The 15,008-nt window shown below is 39.0% G+C and carries 14 protein-coding genes and 1 pseudogene; 7 read left to right on the top strand and 8 right to left on the bottom strand.

The window, feature by feature from the left end; genetic code table 11:
* Positions 1–10: 10 nt before the first annotated feature.
* Positions 11–421: an AsnC family transcriptional regulator gene (locus L3V46_RS12095; protein ID WP_239045802.1), complete on the bottom strand. Its 411-nt coding sequence runs from the start codon at positions 419–421 to the stop codon at positions 11–13.
* A gap of 124 nt (positions 422–545) precedes the next feature.
* On the opposite strand from L3V46_RS12095, the gene L3V46_RS12090 reads away from it, so the two are divergent.
* Positions 546–1,088, top strand: a complete 543-nt coding sequence (locus L3V46_RS12090; protein WP_151957695.1) for a cysteine hydrolase family protein — start codon at positions 546–548, stop codon at positions 1,086–1,088.
* Positions 1,089–1,159: 71 nt separating this feature from the next.
* Here L3V46_RS12090 and L3V46_RS12085 read toward each other — a convergent pair whose 3' ends face one another.
* Positions 1,160–1,669: a hypothetical protein gene (locus L3V46_RS12085; RefSeq protein ID WP_239045801.1), complete on the bottom strand. Its 510-nt coding sequence runs from the start codon at positions 1,667–1,669 to the stop codon at positions 1,160–1,162.
* 316 nt (positions 1,670–1,985) lie between these two features.
* On the opposite strand from L3V46_RS12085, the gene L3V46_RS12080 reads away from it, so the two are divergent.
* From L3V46_RS12080 to L3V46_RS12060, 5 genes are all read left to right on the top strand, one after another.
* Positions 1,986–3,152: an ATP phosphoribosyltransferase regulatory subunit gene (locus L3V46_RS12080; protein WP_004820956.1), complete on the top strand. Its 1,167-nt coding sequence runs from the start codon at positions 1,986–1,988 to the stop codon at positions 3,150–3,152.
* A 70-nt stretch (positions 3,153–3,222) separates the two neighbouring features.
* Positions 3,223–4,542: an adenylosuccinate synthase gene (locus L3V46_RS12075; RefSeq protein WP_004721148.1), complete on the top strand. Its 1,320-nt coding sequence runs from the start codon at positions 3,223–3,225 to the stop codon at positions 4,540–4,542.
* A 176-nt stretch (positions 4,543–4,718) separates the two neighbouring features.
* Positions 4,719–5,510, top strand: a complete 792-nt coding sequence (locus L3V46_RS12070; protein ID WP_004820958.1) for a M48 family metallopeptidase — start codon at positions 4,719–4,721, stop codon at positions 5,508–5,510.
* Between the two features lie 140 nt (positions 5,511–5,650).
* Entirely contained in the window at positions 5,651–5,956 is a 306-nt protein-coding gene (locus L3V46_RS12065; protein WP_239045800.1) for a hypothetical protein, read from the top strand.
* Between the two features lie 111 nt (positions 5,957–6,067).
* Positions 6,068–6,853: a M48 family metallopeptidase gene (locus L3V46_RS12060; RefSeq protein ID WP_239045799.1), complete on the top strand. Its 786-nt coding sequence runs from the start codon at positions 6,068–6,070 to the stop codon at positions 6,851–6,853.
* A 95-nt stretch (positions 6,854–6,948) separates the two neighbouring features.
* On the opposite strand, the pseudogene L3V46_RS12055 reads toward L3V46_RS12060, so the two are convergent.
* Both L3V46_RS12055 and crp read right to left on the bottom strand, forming a co-directional pair.
* Positions 6,949–7,998 (bottom strand): annotated as a pseudogene (locus L3V46_RS12055) (NADP(H)-dependent aldo-keto reductase).
* A gap of 329 nt (positions 7,999–8,327) precedes the next feature.
* On the bottom strand, positions 8,328–9,038 hold the full coding sequence (crp, locus tag L3V46_RS12050; RefSeq protein WP_004721139.1) for a cAMP-activated global transcriptional regulator CRP: 711 nt from the start codon (positions 9,036–9,038) through the stop codon (positions 8,328–8,330).
* A 151-nt stretch (positions 9,039–9,189) separates the two neighbouring features.
* Here crp and L3V46_RS12045 point away from each other — a divergent pair, with 151 nt between their 5' ends.
* Positions 9,190–9,612: an OsmC family protein gene (locus L3V46_RS12045; protein WP_004721138.1), complete on the top strand. Its 423-nt coding sequence runs from the start codon at positions 9,190–9,192 to the stop codon at positions 9,610–9,612.
* A gap of 183 nt (positions 9,613–9,795) precedes the next feature.
* Here the strand turns inward: L3V46_RS12045 and L3V46_RS12040 are convergent, their stop codons facing one another.
* The 4 genes from L3V46_RS12040 to L3V46_RS12025 all read right to left on the bottom strand — a co-directional run bounded on the left by L3V46_RS12040 (position 9,796) and on the right by L3V46_RS12025 (position 14,409).
* Positions 9,796–10,599: a peptidoglycan DD-metalloendopeptidase family protein gene (locus L3V46_RS12040; protein WP_239045798.1), complete on the bottom strand. Its 804-nt coding sequence runs from the start codon at positions 10,597–10,599 to the stop codon at positions 9,796–9,798.
* A 242-nt stretch (positions 10,600–10,841) separates the two neighbouring features.
* Positions 10,842–12,809, bottom strand: coding sequence for a family 2A encapsulin nanocompartment cargo protein cysteine desulfurase (locus tag L3V46_RS12035; RefSeq protein ID WP_239045797.1), 1,968 nt, complete (start codon positions 12,807–12,809; stop codon positions 10,842–10,844).
* A complete protein-coding gene (locus L3V46_RS12030) occupies positions 12,784–13,716 on the bottom strand; it encodes a family 2A encapsulin nanocompartment shell protein (protein ID WP_004721119.1) in 933 nt (310 codons plus the stop codon). Before L3V46_RS12030 ends, L3V46_RS12035 begins: the two co-directional genes overlap by 26 nt.
* Positions 13,717–13,920: 204 nt before the next feature.
* Entirely contained in the window at positions 13,921–14,409 is a 489-nt protein-coding gene (locus L3V46_RS12025) for a rhodanese-like domain-containing protein (RefSeq protein ID WP_004820984.1), read from the bottom strand.
* Between the last annotated feature and the right edge of the window lie 599 nt (positions 14,410–15,008).

The raw sequence follows: 15,008 nt of genomic DNA, 5'->3' as shown, positions 1-15,008 counted from the left end.
GGGTATAAAATTAATGCTGAGTTTCAATTGCTCGTACGACACTATCCACTGAATATTGTCCCCATTCAGAGAGTTGGTCGATAAATAAATTGATTGCATGACTATCAAAATGCGCAACCAGCATATAGCAAGCGGAACCACAGACTTTATAGCAACTTTCAATTGACTCAAATTGAGCGATAAATGCTTCAAACTGTTCAAATTCATTATTCTGCATCATCACACGTATAAATTGTGTAGATTGATGCTGTAGCGTAATCGTATATTTCTGAATCGTTCCTTCATCTTGCATTCGCGCAATGCGACTTCCTACAGCTTGCCCTGTACGGTGTACTAATTTTCCGATCTCTTTATTGCTTAAGCGAGAATCAGTTTTTAGTATTTTTAAAATTTTGAGGTCAATTGGGTCATTTGGCAACATAGTGAATTGAACAAATTTTCAGTTTGAAAGTTTCTAATCGATTATTCTTTCATGAGTGACTGCAAATCGCCAGTTGTTTTGATTAATCTTATAAAAACATCAACACAAGGGTTAGGGAAACACCATGAGTCAAACAGCATTATTAGTGATAGATGTACAAAACGATTATTTTCCTCAAGGGAAGATGGAGTTGTTCTGTGCGGAACAGGCTTTAAAACATATCAATCGATTGGAAGATCTATTTATAAAGCGTGAGCAGCCGATTATTTATATTCAGCATATTGCCAATCAACCCAATGCTACATTTTTTGAAGCAGGAACGCAGGGTGTAGCACTACATTCGGGTTTACGTGTTAAGACCGATTCAATTGTGATTGAAAAACATTATCCCAATAGCTTTTTTCAAACCACTTTAAAAGCAGAATTAGAGCGACTGAATGTTGATAAATTAGTGATTAGTGGCATGATGACGCATATGTGTGTTGATGCGACGTCACGTGCAGCGGCAGAATTTGCTTATCAACCGACGATCATTGCAGACGCTACAGCGACGCGTCAATTGAGCTATTCAGGCAGAACAGTTGAAGCAGAAGATGTACAAACAGCCTGTTTGTCAGCCTTTCAAATGTTTTCACAAGTGGTCAGTATCGAGGACTATTTAAAATAGCTGAAAGAGTCAAAATAACAGGGAAGTACAGCGATTCGATTTTGTACTTCCCTTTAAATCTGAATAAAAATTTATGCTTGGTTTAAGAAACCTTCTTTGATTTTTTCAGGTAAGCCTGTATGCCACCATGTATAAATGGAGGATTTTATTTCTTCATCTTGTTCAGGATCATTGAAAGGTTCATCATCTTCACGAATCAATTCATCGCCTTCAAATTTAAACCAAAATTCCCACGGGTCATCATCTCCACAACCCCAAGCCAGTGTGTGAATTTCAGGGAGTAATGCTTTTAAGAAAAGTAGGATTGCTTCGATAAACTCATCACCCGAAGAACCATGCACAAAATGGGCAACTGAATAGCCTGCAATGGTGTGTAATGTTTCAGGACCCAAATCAAACTCAATATTGTCAACTGTATTTAAAAGATCTTCTGCAAGTTCTTGCCCCAATTGTGAATTTAGCTCAACTGCAACAGCAATAAATTTGTCTTGTTCACCGCGATGCTCTTGAAATAAACGGCCTAGCTTTTGCATGATTTCCGTATTTGGATGCGTGTAATATAAGTTGCTATGTAGTTCCATACTTCCCCAGTTTTTAGTATTTCAGTTGCTTTAAATAGATGCTGTTTTTCTAAACGAATAAATTATATTTTCAACAACGCAAATAGCAATCAACACTTGTGTGAAAAGTTAAATAAATACAAAGAATTGAAGTGGGATAGTGTGTAATAGATGGTTTTTTGCCTAAATTATGCATAGGTCGTCAAATTATCTAGGCATCAAAAGTTATTTTATTAATGCATGGCGCAGATGATCGTGCTAAAATAACAGAAATCGGGTGTGTTCCCGATTTTTTTATGCGGATTACTTCCGCGCTGACAGGATTTAGGTTTACAACATGCCCATTTCAGAGACATGGTTATTACCTGATGGTGTAGCTGATGTATTACCAGAGCAAGCGCAAGTAATTGAAAAATTGCGCCGTGAAGCTTTAGATTTCCTCGCATCACGAGGTTATCAACTGGTGTATACGCCATTCATCGAATACATCGAATCTCTTTCTTCTCTCTCCGAATCGAATCAAGATTTAGACTTAGCCACTTTTAAAGTCATCGACCAACTTTCAGGTCGTTTACTTGGTGTGCGTGCCGATATGACACCACAAGTGGCTCGTATTGATGCCCATGTACATCAAGTACAAGGTGTGGCGCGTTACTGCTATGCAGGAACTGTACTTCATACTAAACCACAAGGTTTTAATACCACGCGTGCACCACTTCAGTTAGGTGCAGAGTTATTTGGTTCAGACAGTATTGACGCAGACGTTGAAATGATCGACGTGATGCTCAATCTGCTTAATACTGCGGGTTTAGCTGATGGTATCCATCTTGATTTAGGGCATGTAGGACTGTTTAGAAGTCTGGTAAAACATGTGGGTTTAAACAAATCAACAGAAAGCCACTTATCTGATTTGTATCAGCGCAAAGCACTACCAGAACTTGCTGAATTCACTCAAGATTTAGAATTCGGTTCTGATTTTTATGCTTTAGGTCGTTATGCAAGTGATCTGGATGCATTGCAAGCGAATATTAGCGCAGAGATTTTTGCTGATGAAGCATTTAAAAATGCTTTTGAGGTACTTAAAACAACATATACAGAAATTCAAGCACGTTGGCCAAAACTCAATATTGGTATCGATGTTGTAGAGCTTCGTTCGTACCATTACCACACTGGGTTAATGTATGCCGTGTATGCACCAAATCGTGCTGCACCGTTGGCACAAGGTGGTCGTTATGATGGTATTGGTGAACACTTTGGACGCGCACGTCCTGCAACAGGCTTTTCTTGTGACTTGTATTCCTTAAGTGCGGGTCAACGTCAACAGATTGAAAAAGTGGTTGCACCGAAAGGTACCGAATCCACTTTGCTGGATGCGATTGCCGTAGCACGTCAACAAGGTTTAAGTGTAATTCAGTTATTGGGTAATGACGATTTAAACTCAGTTCCAAATGCAACCCACCAGATGGTGAATGTTGCTGGTGAGTGGAAAATTGAAACAATTTAAGTATCAGATTGAATGTTCATGTCATTCGATTTGGTTTTCTATTTTAACAGCATGATGTAATGAGGCTATTATGGGCAAAAGTGTTGTGGTACTCGGTACCCAATGGGGCGACGAAGGTAAAGGTAAAATCGTTGACCTGCTCACAGATCAAGCAGCTGCGGTAGTACGTTATCAAGGCGGACATAACGCAGGGCATACGCTCGTCGTTGGTGGTAAGAAAACAGTTCTTCACCTCATTCCATCAGGTATTTTACGTGAAAACGTACTTTGCTTAATTGGCAATGGTGTTGTACTTTCACCTGAAGCATTGATCAAAGAGATGGATATTCTTGAGAAAGAAGGCGTACCCGTTCGTGAACGTCTGCGTATTTCTCCAAACTGTCCGTTGATTCTTCCTCACCATATTGCACTTGATCAAGCGCGTGAGAAGAAACGTGGTAATGCCAAAATCGGTACAACAGGTCGTGGTATTGGTCCTGCTTATGAAGATAAAGTAGCGCGTCGTGCGATCCGTGTTGCGGATTTAGTTCGTGGTGGCGAACATCTTAAAGCACAGCTTGAAGAGCTTCTTGAATACCATAACTTCCAATTGACTCAATTCTTCGGTGTTGAAGCAGTTAAAGTTGAAGATGTGTTGGCACTTTGTGATCAATGGCGCGAAGTGGTTAAGCCATTAGTTTTAGATGTGATTACAACATTGCATGACTATCGTAAAGATGGTGCAAACATCATGTTTGAAGGTGCGCAAGGCTCACTTCTTGATGTCGATCATGGTACATATCCGTATGTAACTTCATCGAACACTACCGCTGGTGGGGTAAGTTCTGGTTCAGGTCTTGGTCCATTGCATCTTGACTATGTTTTGGGAATCACCAAAGCCTATACAACTCGTGTAGGTGCGGGTCCATTCCCAACTGAGCTTGTTTATGATGCTGCCAATGATGTTGGCGATGCAGTTGGTAAACATTTGGGTACTGTGGGTTCAGAATTCGGTGCGTCGACTGGTCGTCAGCGTCGTTGTGGTTGGTTTGATGCTGAAATCTTACGTCGTTCTGTAGATGTAAACTCATTATCAGGTATTTGCTTAACTAAACTTGATGTTTTAGATGGTTTGGAAGAAGTAAAAATCTGTATCGGTTATGAAGCTGCGGATTCAGGTTGTGTGGGTTCTACAGATGCGCTTGCATTTGAAACATTAAAACCAATTTATGAAACTATGCCTGGTTGGTCTGAGTCTACGTTTGGTGCGAAATCATTGGATCAATTGCCACAAAACGCAATTAACTATGTAAAACGTATTGAACAGTTGATTGAATGTCCTATCGACATCATTTCAACAGGTCCAGATCGTGATGAAACAATTGTGATGCGTCATCCATTTGATGCTTAATTGATTCAATCTTTAAAAAGCTCCTTCGGGAGCTTTTTTTGTTATTCTTTTTAGGTGTTTTAAATAAAGTGTGATTATATTTTGATTTTTTTTGTAAAATACAACATAATTCAGCCGCTAAGAGCTGAGCTTCGTTTTGAAGCTTGCAATAAGATCTATGAAATTTGGTGAAAATAATGATTAACAAGAAACTATTACTTGGCTTAGGGTTGGCTATAGGCTTAACAGGGTGTACCACTGTTGCTGAATTAACGGGTAATGATTCTGCGACTTTAAACCTCAATGCAGCAGCAGATTATAAACTTCTTGTTGAAGATGCAAAGGCACAAAAAGCACTTGATACAACATCTGCAACATATAAACGAGTCAATGCTGTTTTCTTAAAGATGAAACCTTTTGCTGATCAAGCAAATCAAACGGGTCAAAAATTTGACTGGCAATTGAGCGTGCTTAAATCCAATGAACTCAATGCATTTGTCATGCCTGGTGGTAAGGTTGTGTTCTTTACAGGTATTGTCAATCAATTGAAACTGACTGATGCTGAAATTGCTGCCATTATGGGACATGAAATGACCCATGCCTTAGAAGAGCATTCTAAACGTGGTGCTGGCGCAACTGCAATTACAGACTTTGCTGTGAAAATGGGCAAAACTTATGCAGGCGACAAATTGGGCTCAGTCGGCACTCAAGCTTTAGATATCGGAAGTAAATATGGTGTAGGTTTGCCATATTCACGTAGTTTAGAGTCATCTGCTGACCGTGGTGGATTAATGCTTATGGCGAAAGCTGGCTATAATCCTGAAGCGGCAATCAGTGTTTGGCAAAAAATGAACAAGATCGATGGTGGTAGTAATAATGGGGTACAGAAGTTCACTTCAACACACCCATCAAATAACGACCGTATTTCAGATTTAAACAAAAACATGGTTGAAGCAAAGCAAATCTATCAATCTGTGATTAAAAAGTAATTTGATTGTAGAACGCTAAGCCCGATGTAAATCGGGCTTTTTATTTACAGCTAAAAAAGACTAAAGTCGATATCAATTAGACTAGGTTTTCAAGTTTAGCTTGTTAAAATGTATTTTTAGATACACATTGAGTTTGTAGGATGCAAAAGAATATATCGAGCACGATATTTTATTCTCTGATTTTTGCTATGGGCGGTGCTCCAACGATCGCAATGCTGATTATTCAGGCTCAAACCAATGATCTGAATATCATCAATAATGCATTGCTTGGTCTGAGTGTGATGGTTGCATGCGTACTGGTTCCTATTATTTTGATCCAGAATGCATTTTTGTTTATCAAAAGAAATGATCAATATTTAGAACAAAAGATTATTCCATTGAAAAACATATATTTGACGCTGAATGTAATTTGTCTCATATATTGGTTGGCAATTCAATTTTTGTGATATTTCACTTACATAATTAATATGAATTAATGGATTTTATTGATTTATCCTTATGTAACATTTGCATATAATCCACAATGCTTTTATTTGTTCTCCATGGAGTTGATTATAATGAACAATAAATTAATGCTTAGTCTTTGTGCGGCGACTGTCATTTCAATTTCAGGGTGCTCAACTATCGCGGATATGGCAGGTGCTGATTCTGCAACGCTTAATTTAAATGCAACACAAGGCTTTAATAAAACAGTGCAAGAAGCACGTTTGAATAAGACTCTAGATACAACTTCTGCAACTTATAAAAAAGTGAATGCAGCATTTATTCGATTAAAACCTTTTGCTGATCAAATGAACCAAACGGGTCAAAGATTTGACTGGCAATTGGCAGTACTTAAGTCAGATGAAATCAATGCTTATGTTGCACCCGGCGGTAAAGTGGTTTTTTACACAGGGATTGTAAATCGACTGAATTTATCTGAAGCTGAAGTTGCTGCGGTGATGGGCCACGAAATGACCCATGCTTTAGAGGAACATTCTAAACAAAAATTAGGTGCGCAAGCGTTGACCAATCTTGCAGTTGGTATTGGTAAATCTTATGCAGGCAGCCAAATTGGTGAATTAGGTAATGCAGCGCTCGATTTGGGAAGCCAAGTCGGGGTAGGCTTACCATACTCACGTAGTTTAGAAAGTCGTGCAGATGAGGGCGGCTTAATGATGATGGCGAAAGCTGGCTATAATCCTCAAGCGGCAATTACCTTGTGGGAAAAAATGGCGAAACAGGGTGGAGGAAAAGGTTCTGCATTACTGTCAACACATCCATCTGATGTCAATCGTATCAATGCAATGAAAAAGAATTTACCTGCTGCAATGGCAGTTTATACTGCACGAGGCGGAAGATAAGTTTTTTGATAAAACCTATCGAATAGAAAAGGATGCTTATGCATCCTTTTTTTATTGAAAACAATGTAGAACAACACGTGTTTTAAAACCAGTGCTTAAGGTGCAGGGTTTGGCTGCTGCTGATGAATTGCATCTATTTCCGATAAGATTTCTTCAGACAATTGGTGATCAAAGGCCTGAATATTCTCTTTTAGTTGGTCGAGCGTAGTCGCACCAATAATGGTACTACTCACAAAAAATTGTTGTTTAATAAATGCCAAAGCCAATTGGGTAAGGCTTAAACCATGCTTTTCTGCAAGCTGTGCATATTGTTCAGTTGCCCAATCACTTTGTGGATTGCTATAGCGGCTAAAGCGAGAAAAAAGCGTAATACGTCCTTTTTCAGGGCGTGCGCCGTGGCGATACTTTCCTGTTAAGTAACCAAAGGCCAACGGTGAGTAAGCAAGTAAGCCGACGCCCTCGTGTTGTGCGATCTCAGACATCCCAATTTCATAAGTACGATTAAGTAAACTATAAGGGTTTTGTACACTCACGATTTTTTCTAAGCCCAATTGTTCAGCTAAATGTAAAAATTTTAAGGTACCCCAAGGCGTCTCATTGGATAAGCCAATATGACGAATACGTCCTTTTTTCACTTCTTTTGAGAGTGCTTCTAAGGTTTCAGCAAGCGGGGTAATCTCTTGTGTACGTGCTGCGAGTTGATTGCTGTAGCCCAGCGTGCCAAAGAAGTTAACAGGGCGTTGTGGCCAATGCAGTTGATAAAGGTCTATATAGTCTGTTTGTAAGCGCTTGAGCGAGCTATCAATAGCACTACTGATCTCTGCTTATATAAACTTGGTATGCCCATCACGAATTTGACTGCCACCTTGTTGGGGGCCTGCAATTTTTGTGGCAATGATAAGTTTGTCACGCTGACCGTTTTGAGCAATCCAATTCCCAATGATGCTTTCAGTCGACCCCTGTGTCTCTGGTTTAGGGGGTACGGGATACATTTCAGCAGTATCCCAGAAATGAATATTTTGATCGAGTGCATAAGCAAGTTGTTCAAATGCTTCATTCTGATTATTTTGTTCACCAAAGGTCATGGTACCTAAACAAATTTCAGGGACCACAAGATCAGAATGCCCTAAACGATTTGACTTCATTTTATGTCCTTCAAAATTAATATTCAGTATCTTATGAGAATAATAACGTAATTTAAATTTGATAACTAAGTGAAAGAATGTTTTTAATTATCAAAATAAGATAAAGTTATCTGATTCTTTTATAAAATGCTCATTTTAGCTTGGTCTTGTTTTATAACATGGTCATGAGACCAGCTCACAGTAATTCTCTGTGTATTTATCGCAACATGAAAAAAGCAAACTCGGGAGTTTGCTTTTAAACTATATTTTAACTTTTTGACAATATTTGATATTTATCCCATTCAACATAATTCTTTAAGGAATTAAATTCTCAAATTTGTTCTCAAGCTTTATTCATCATCTGTGCTTAGTTCGTCTTCAGAAAAATTAGATTCTTCCAAAGATACATCAAATATAAGGATGGCTTTACCGTCGGTTTCGATCATGCCTTGTTCTTCAAGTGTTTTTAGAACACGACCAACCATTTCACGGGAACAACCCACGATACGACCAATTTCTTGGCGAGTAATGCGGATTTGACGGCCGTTTGGCAAGATCATCGCTTCAGGCTGTGCTGAAAGATCAATTAAACAACGTGCAATACGACCAGATACATCAATAAATGCAAGGTCAGTTACTTTGCGTGTTGTATTCTTTAAACGACGAACAAGTTGTGCAAATACTGCATAACTTAAGTCAGGATATTGTTTACTAATTTCGTGGAAATTATCATATGAAATTTCAGCAATTTCACATACGTCACGGGTTCTTACTTCCGCAGTACGTTGTGGATTTTGCTCAAATAATCCCATTTCCCCGAAAAAGTCCCCAGGGTTCAAATATGCAACAACAATTTCACGCTCATCATCTTCACGTAAAATAATTGAAACTGAACCTTTTAAAATTAAATACAGTGATTTTGACTCTGAACCTGCATCAATAATCGTTGAGCGTTTTGGAAAACGATTGATGTGGGCTCTTTTGAGCAAAGCTTTGACTGACTCAGGTAGTTGACCAGGAGACAAAGCATCTGTACTAAGTTGTGCAAAATTAGAAGACATGCTTAAAAATTCCGAATTGGATAATAACTAGATCTGTTGATCTAAATTGAACTCGTCACGTAGAAGCAGTAGAGATGAAATTCCTTATCAACTCATTTTATGCTAGTGTACAGGTACCCCGTAAATTTATAGCTTTTTTTAGGTAGTTGCAATGCAAACTAGCGTTCATTGGTTAGAGAATGTTGCTTTCGAAGCAAAATCAGAAAGTGGTCATCAAATTGTGATGGATGGTTCTGCTGAATATGGTGGTGAAAACCGTGGACCACGTCCTATGGAACTCATATTAATGGGACTTGGTGGGTGTGCTTCATTCGATATTGTGACCATTTTAAAGAAATCTAGGCAAAATGTAACAAATGTTGTTTGTCAGCTCAAAGCGGATCGCGCAGACACGATTCCAGCTGTATTCACGAAGATACATTTACATTTTGTGGTAACAGGGCATGATGTAAAAGAGAAGCAAGTAGCTAAAGCTGTTGAATTATCAGCCGAAAAGTATTGCTCAGCAAGTAAAATGCTGTCCGATGGTGGTGTTGAAATCACCCATGATTTTGAAATTATTTCCGCGGAATAACGGAATTAATTTTAAAAAAGCCAATCAAAAGATTGGCTTTTTTTTAACGTGTTTTGGCTGCTTAAGTTGGTGACTTATTCGATCAAAATTAAAAAAAATAAATTATTACAAAATGTGTATTTGTTCAAAAAAAGCATTTTTGAAACAAGTGTTCAAAGGTTTCTTCGCATTTTTCTTGCTAAATTAAGGTGATAAAAATAATTGTGGGTCAACTCTGGCATTATTTAAGCTCATTCCCCAGTGTAAATGTGGGCCTGTTACTCGTCCTGTTTTACCCACCAATCCCAATAAATCTCCTTGTTTCAAGATTTGCCCTTTTTCTACATTGATTTTACTGAGGTGACAAAACATACTGATCAGACCTTGTCCGTGATCAATCATGACGGTATTTCCATTAAAGAAATAATTGCCTGTCGCAACGACCGTTCCCGCAGCTGGCGCAATCACTTTTTGTCCGATGGGGGCAGGGATATCTAAACCAGAATGTGGAGCACGTTCTTCACCATTAAAAAAACGTTTACGACCAAATGAATTACTAAATTTTCCTGCTGTAGGACGGATAAATTTGGGAAAGTCTTTCCATTGTGCAGGGCTAAATGAGCTGTAAACACTGTTTTGTTCTTTCGCTTCTTGGCTATAACGATCAAGTTGTTCCTGATTTGGATTGACGTAATCCTGATTTTTTACATTGAGGCGTTGCTCAGCATATTTAAATGGCTTCACTTCAATATTAATTGGGCCTGTAGAGCTTTGTAATTGCAGTGTACCCAGTGGTGCTGAAAGCGGAATACCAAAAACAATATGATTTACTGCATTTTCACCATCCACGATCAAGACAGGTTTATCTTGGTAAGTGACATTTAACACAGTTTTAGCAACAGGAATAACCGCTATGCCACCTGCACGACGTGAGTCTTGAGGTAAGGCGAAGGCTTGAGTTGCTACAATTAAGCTAGAGAGTAGGAAAAGTTTTTTGATTGAAGGCATAAATGACATACAAGGTTTAATTTTTTGTAGTATCTCGCTTTTTTATTCAGATGCTCAAGCATGTGATTGTTAAATTATAAGTAGAGTATTTTTAAATCACTAATTTCATCAAAGCATCAAGTCTTAAAGATGGACTATACAAGCTTCACTTCGAAAAATCACATGCCTAATTAATTAAGCATGTGATTATGATCGATCAATAAAATCATTAAGAACTAAAAATTAAACGCTAAAGTTTAAAATTAAGATTTATAAGGTTTAGCACGGCGCAGTTGATGTAATACTGAAACCAATAAATCAATTTCCTCAGTGGTATTATAAAACGCAAGAGAAGGGCGTACCGTACGTTCAACACCGAAACGGCGTAAGATCGGTTGGGCACAATGATGCCCAGTACGTACGGCGATTCCATATTGGTTGAGTACTTTCCCAACCTCTTCCGTTTCATAGCCTGCCAGTGTAAAAGACATCACACTGGCTTTATTTAATGCAGTACCAATCAGTCGTAGTCCAGAAACGCTTTGTAGCGCATGTTGACCATATTCAAGCAAGTCATGTTCATAACGTGCAATGTTATGGATTCCAATGCTTTCTACGTATTCTAAGGCAGCACCTAAGCCAACAGCATCTGCAATATTCCCCGTACCTGCTTCAAACTTATTTGGGGCAGGTTGATAGACCACATTCTCAAAAGTCACATCCTGAATCATATTTCCGCCGCCTTCCCATACAGGCATGCTATCAAGTAATTCAGACTTGGCATAGACAGCGCCAATACCTGTTGGGCCAAAAACTTTATGCCCAGAAAACACAAAGAAATCGGCATCTAAGGCAGTAACATTGGTGGGCATATGTGAAACAGACTGAGCACCATCAATCAAAACTCGCACACCTGCTGCATGCGCCAATGCAATAATTTCTTGAGTAGGCGTTACAGTACCCAAAGCATTAGAAACCTGTGTAATCGAAACCAGTTTGGTTCTAGGATTGAGCAATTTTACAAATTCCTCAATCTGAATCTGACCAGTATCATCTACAGGAATTACACGGAGTTTTGCACCAGTTTCTTTACTGAGTTGGTACCAAGGCACAATATTGGCATGATGCTCAAGATGGGACACAATGATTTCGTCTCCCGCTTGAATATTCTGCGTACCCCACGATTTTGCGATTAAGTTAATACCTTCTGTTGTACCTCGAACAAAGACGATATTTTTTGCTGAAGTAGCCCCAATAAAGCGAGCCACAACATCCCGAGCATGCTCATAAGCATCACTGGCACGTGCTGCAAGTTCATGCGCTGCACGGTGAATATTCGAATTTTCATGTTGATAGAAATATGAAATTCGATCGATGACCGCCTGAGGTTTATGGGTGGTGGCTGCATTATCCAACCAAACCAATTGTTTACCATTTACACGTTCTTGTAGGATGGGAAAATCCCGACGGATTTGCAAAATATCAATGGGTTGATAGTTCTGAGTATTCGCGGGTATTTGCACATCTGAATGCGGACGAACAGCTTCAATGGTAGGTGATTGAAGAAAATAATAACCAGACGCTGCGGTTGCAGGTTTGTCGTTACGATCTTGTAATACACTTTTTAATTGCTGGTCATCAGTCACATGATAATCATCAAAAGCATATGGATTTTTAAGCACATCAGTTTGAGCCACATTTGTATTTACTGTTTGGGCGCTGGTAACTTCAGGGTGAGGCAGATCCAAAAAGTAATAACTCGATTGCGCTTGATGTGGTGCAGTCGTTGTTAGGTTTGATGGAGCAGTGTGTTGTGTGATTTGTGTAGGATTCAAAGACAAATCTAGCTTTTGTCCGACCGCAAATGGATCAGGAGTATTTGCACCCCCAACAATGGGCGAAGAAGATAGAATTCTACGCTCAGGATGATCGGCGGTCGGTTCTACATAGTGATGTGTAGAATCTGGATTTAAATTTGCCTGTTGCACAATGGCAGGTATACGTCCAGACAATGCAGCAATAGGATCTTTAGGCTGTGGTTGATGGCTAACACCTTGAGATCGTTGATCGGGTAGATCAAAGTTAAAACCTTGTGGGTTTTGTTTGGGTAAAGCCGAAAAAAATTCAGCAGCCAATTGAGCAATGACAGATTCACTGATGGGTGCATCAGCAATATGATCAGAAGAAATATCTGGAGTGGCTTGATTACTTGTAAGTTGTTGGATAGTCATGGTACTTGTCTACCTCCACATCTTCGAGCACAGCGAGTGCATCATCTGTCAACACAGCAAGAGAACAATATAAGGAGATTAAGTAAGAGGCGATTGCATTACGATTGATGCCCATAAAGCGTACAGATAGGCCTGGTGCCTGTTCACCTGCAAGACCTGGTTGGAATAAGCCAACAACACCTTGACGCTTTTCACCGACACGTAACAAGATAATTTTGGTTTTGCCGTCTTCAACTGGAATTTTATTTGAAGGAATCAGTGGAATACCGCGCCAAGTGATGAACTGTGAACCAAATAGGCTTACGGTTGGTGGTGGAACACCACGACGGGTACATTCACGTCCAAAAGCCGCTATCGCATCGGGATGTGCTAAGAAGAAGCCCGGTTCTTTCCAAACTTTGCGCAGTAAATCATCAAAATCATCTGGTGTGGGTGCACCTGTCAAAGTGGAAATACGTTGTTCATCTGCAACACTTGCCAACAAGCCGTATTCAGGATTATTGATCAATTCACTTTCTTGACGTTCTTTAATAGTCTCGATGGTTAAGCGTAACTGTTCTTTGATTTGATCATGAGGACTACTATATAAGTCAGAAACACGGGTATGAATATCCAGAACTGTGGAAACACCATTTAAAAAATATTCACGTGGATTAACTTCATAGTCGACAAAAGTTTGTGGAAGTGTTGCTTCATCACGTTGTGTACAAGCCACCTGAATGTCATCGGTATTGCTGACTTTGTTGACACGGTAAATACCCGCTTCAACAGGGGTCCATTGCAATAAATGTGTTAGCCAACGTGGTGTAATGGTGGAGAGTTGCGGTACTGTTTTTGTCGCATTGGCAAGTTGACGAGCTGCTTGATCATTCAATGCTTGGCGTGTGACTTCTTGGTTCTTAGCCATGTTTTAATCCTTGGTGGTATTGGAAATTAATTATTGATTACTGGTTTGATTTAAAAATGCTGTTGTTATCTTCTCCAATAAAGTAAAAATTTTGCTCTTGGGGTTTAATTGTGCTGTATATTTATTGGATTAATTTGAGGTTTATTGCGTGCGTTTTATTGCCATTTTCGAGGAAAAATTCATAAAGGGAATAAAGCAAAAGCCTTATTCCTGACGCCAAGGTAAGTTGTGGAAACGCCATCCATTGAAAGAACCACGATGATCGTTTTCATCAAGGTCGCCTTCAAAGCCTTGTTCAATATTGTAAATATTTTCAAAACCTGCATTAAAAGCTACATTTGCAGCAGCAGCGGAACGTTTGCCACTGCGGCAAAGCAGTAGAATGATCTTGTCTTTTCCAATTTTAGTTTCAAGTTCTTTGGCAAAGCGTGGATTGCGGTTCAGCGCAGTTCCTGTTGCCCACGGGATATGCACTGTATCTTCTACATAGCCGACAAATTTACGTTCTTCGTTGGTGCGTACGTCAACAATCACCACATGTCCTGCTTTAAACAAAGCCCATGCTTCATGAGGTAAAATCGTTCCAGTAAATTCTAGATAATGATCTTCAACACGTTGTTTTGCTTGTTCAAAGATATTTTCAATTTGAGCCGTTGTTAATTCGGTAAAGTGTTGCTGATTTAAACTCGTCATTTCAATTGCCTTTTTTGAGACTTAAATCACGTCTAAGTCATCATGTATCAGATGTATTGATAACAACTATAATGATTTTATATATTCAATAAATTAATAAAAATTGAATTGCTTATTCTTATTTTGAAATAAGGTTTAAATGATTTTTAAAGATATCTTTATACGAAGAATGTTTATCTACAAGATTGCTAATAAAATAGTATCAAGGGTCTGCTAGCATTTCATATTATAGTTTGCGTTGTAGGTTAAAATTGAGCATGAGCGTATATGTCGTAACGCATGGGATAAGGAGAATAGCCAGCTTATTTCTGCGTTTTATAATGTAGGCTGAGATAATTTTAACGATAACCCAGAGTAAGAACAAAGCACTGCTTTGTTTGCAGTCTAAAGTGTAGTTGAGGGACTAGAGTGTTTTTTGCTGCTACTTCGTTACGAACTACTAGTTTAGATGACTAAATTTCGTATTTCGTGCCTCGGATCGCCTAAAAACACTCGTCGTCGCAAACATAAACGAATTGCCAACAGACCCTGTTCATTCAAAGTGAATAATAAAATTTCATGTTAAGCGCATGGATTGTGAAAAGTCATTTCAGTAGGTA

Source organism: Acinetobacter sp. AG3, assembly GCF_022343575.1.
GTDB lineage: Bacteria > Pseudomonadota > Gammaproteobacteria > Pseudomonadales > Moraxellaceae > Acinetobacter > Acinetobacter guillouiae.
This window is presented reverse-complemented; position numbering and strand designations above follow the sequence as displayed.

What these genes read in the sequence shown, in the direction of transcription:
- L3V46_RS12085 (WP_239045801.1), bottom strand. Translation starts at nt 1,669, where the DNA reads ATGGAACTACATAGCAACTTATATTACACGCATCCAAATACGGAAATC.
- L3V46_RS12095 (WP_239045802.1), bottom strand. Translation starts at nt 421, where the DNA reads ATGTTGCCAAATGACCCAATTGACCTCAAAATTTTAAAAATACTAAAA.
- L3V46_RS12040 (WP_239045798.1), bottom strand. Translation starts at nt 10,599, where the DNA reads ATGCCTTCAATCAAAAAACTTTTCCTACTCTCTAGCTTAATTGTAGCA.
- L3V46_RS12045 (WP_004721138.1), top strand. Translation starts at nt 9,190, where the DNA reads ATGCAAACTAGCGTTCATTGGTTAGAGAATGTTGCTTTCGAAGCAAAA.
- L3V46_RS12065 (WP_239045800.1), top strand. Translation starts at nt 5,651, where the DNA reads ATGCAAAAGAATATATCGAGCACGATATTTTATTCTCTGATTTTTGCT.
- L3V46_RS12060 (WP_239045799.1), top strand. Translation starts at nt 6,068, where the DNA reads ATGAACAATAAATTAATGCTTAGTCTTTGTGCGGCGACTGTCATTTCA.
- L3V46_RS12075 (WP_004721148.1), top strand. Translation starts at nt 3,223, where the DNA reads ATGGGCAAAAGTGTTGTGGTACTCGGTACCCAATGGGGCGACGAAGGT.
- L3V46_RS12080 (WP_004820956.1), top strand. Translation starts at nt 1,986, where the DNA reads ATGCCCATTTCAGAGACATGGTTATTACCTGATGGTGTAGCTGATGTA.
- L3V46_RS12025 (WP_004820984.1), bottom strand. Translation starts at nt 14,409, where the DNA reads ATGACGAGTTTAAATCAGCAACACTTTACCGAATTAACAACGGCTCAA.
- crp (WP_004721139.1), bottom strand. Translation starts at nt 9,038, where the DNA reads ATGTCTTCTAATTTTGCACAACTTAGTACAGATGCTTTGTCTCCTGGT.
- L3V46_RS12090 (WP_151957695.1), top strand. Translation starts at nt 546, where the DNA reads ATGAGTCAAACAGCATTATTAGTGATAGATGTACAAAACGATTATTTT.
- L3V46_RS12035 (WP_239045797.1), bottom strand. Translation starts at nt 12,809, where the DNA reads ATGACTATCCAACAACTTACAAGTAATCAAGCCACTCCAGATATTTCT.
- L3V46_RS12070 (WP_004820958.1), top strand. Translation starts at nt 4,719, where the DNA reads ATGATTAACAAGAAACTATTACTTGGCTTAGGGTTGGCTATAGGCTTA.
- L3V46_RS12030 (WP_004721119.1), bottom strand. Translation starts at nt 13,716, where the DNA reads ATGGCTAAGAACCAAGAAGTCACACGCCAAGCATTGAATGATCAAGCA.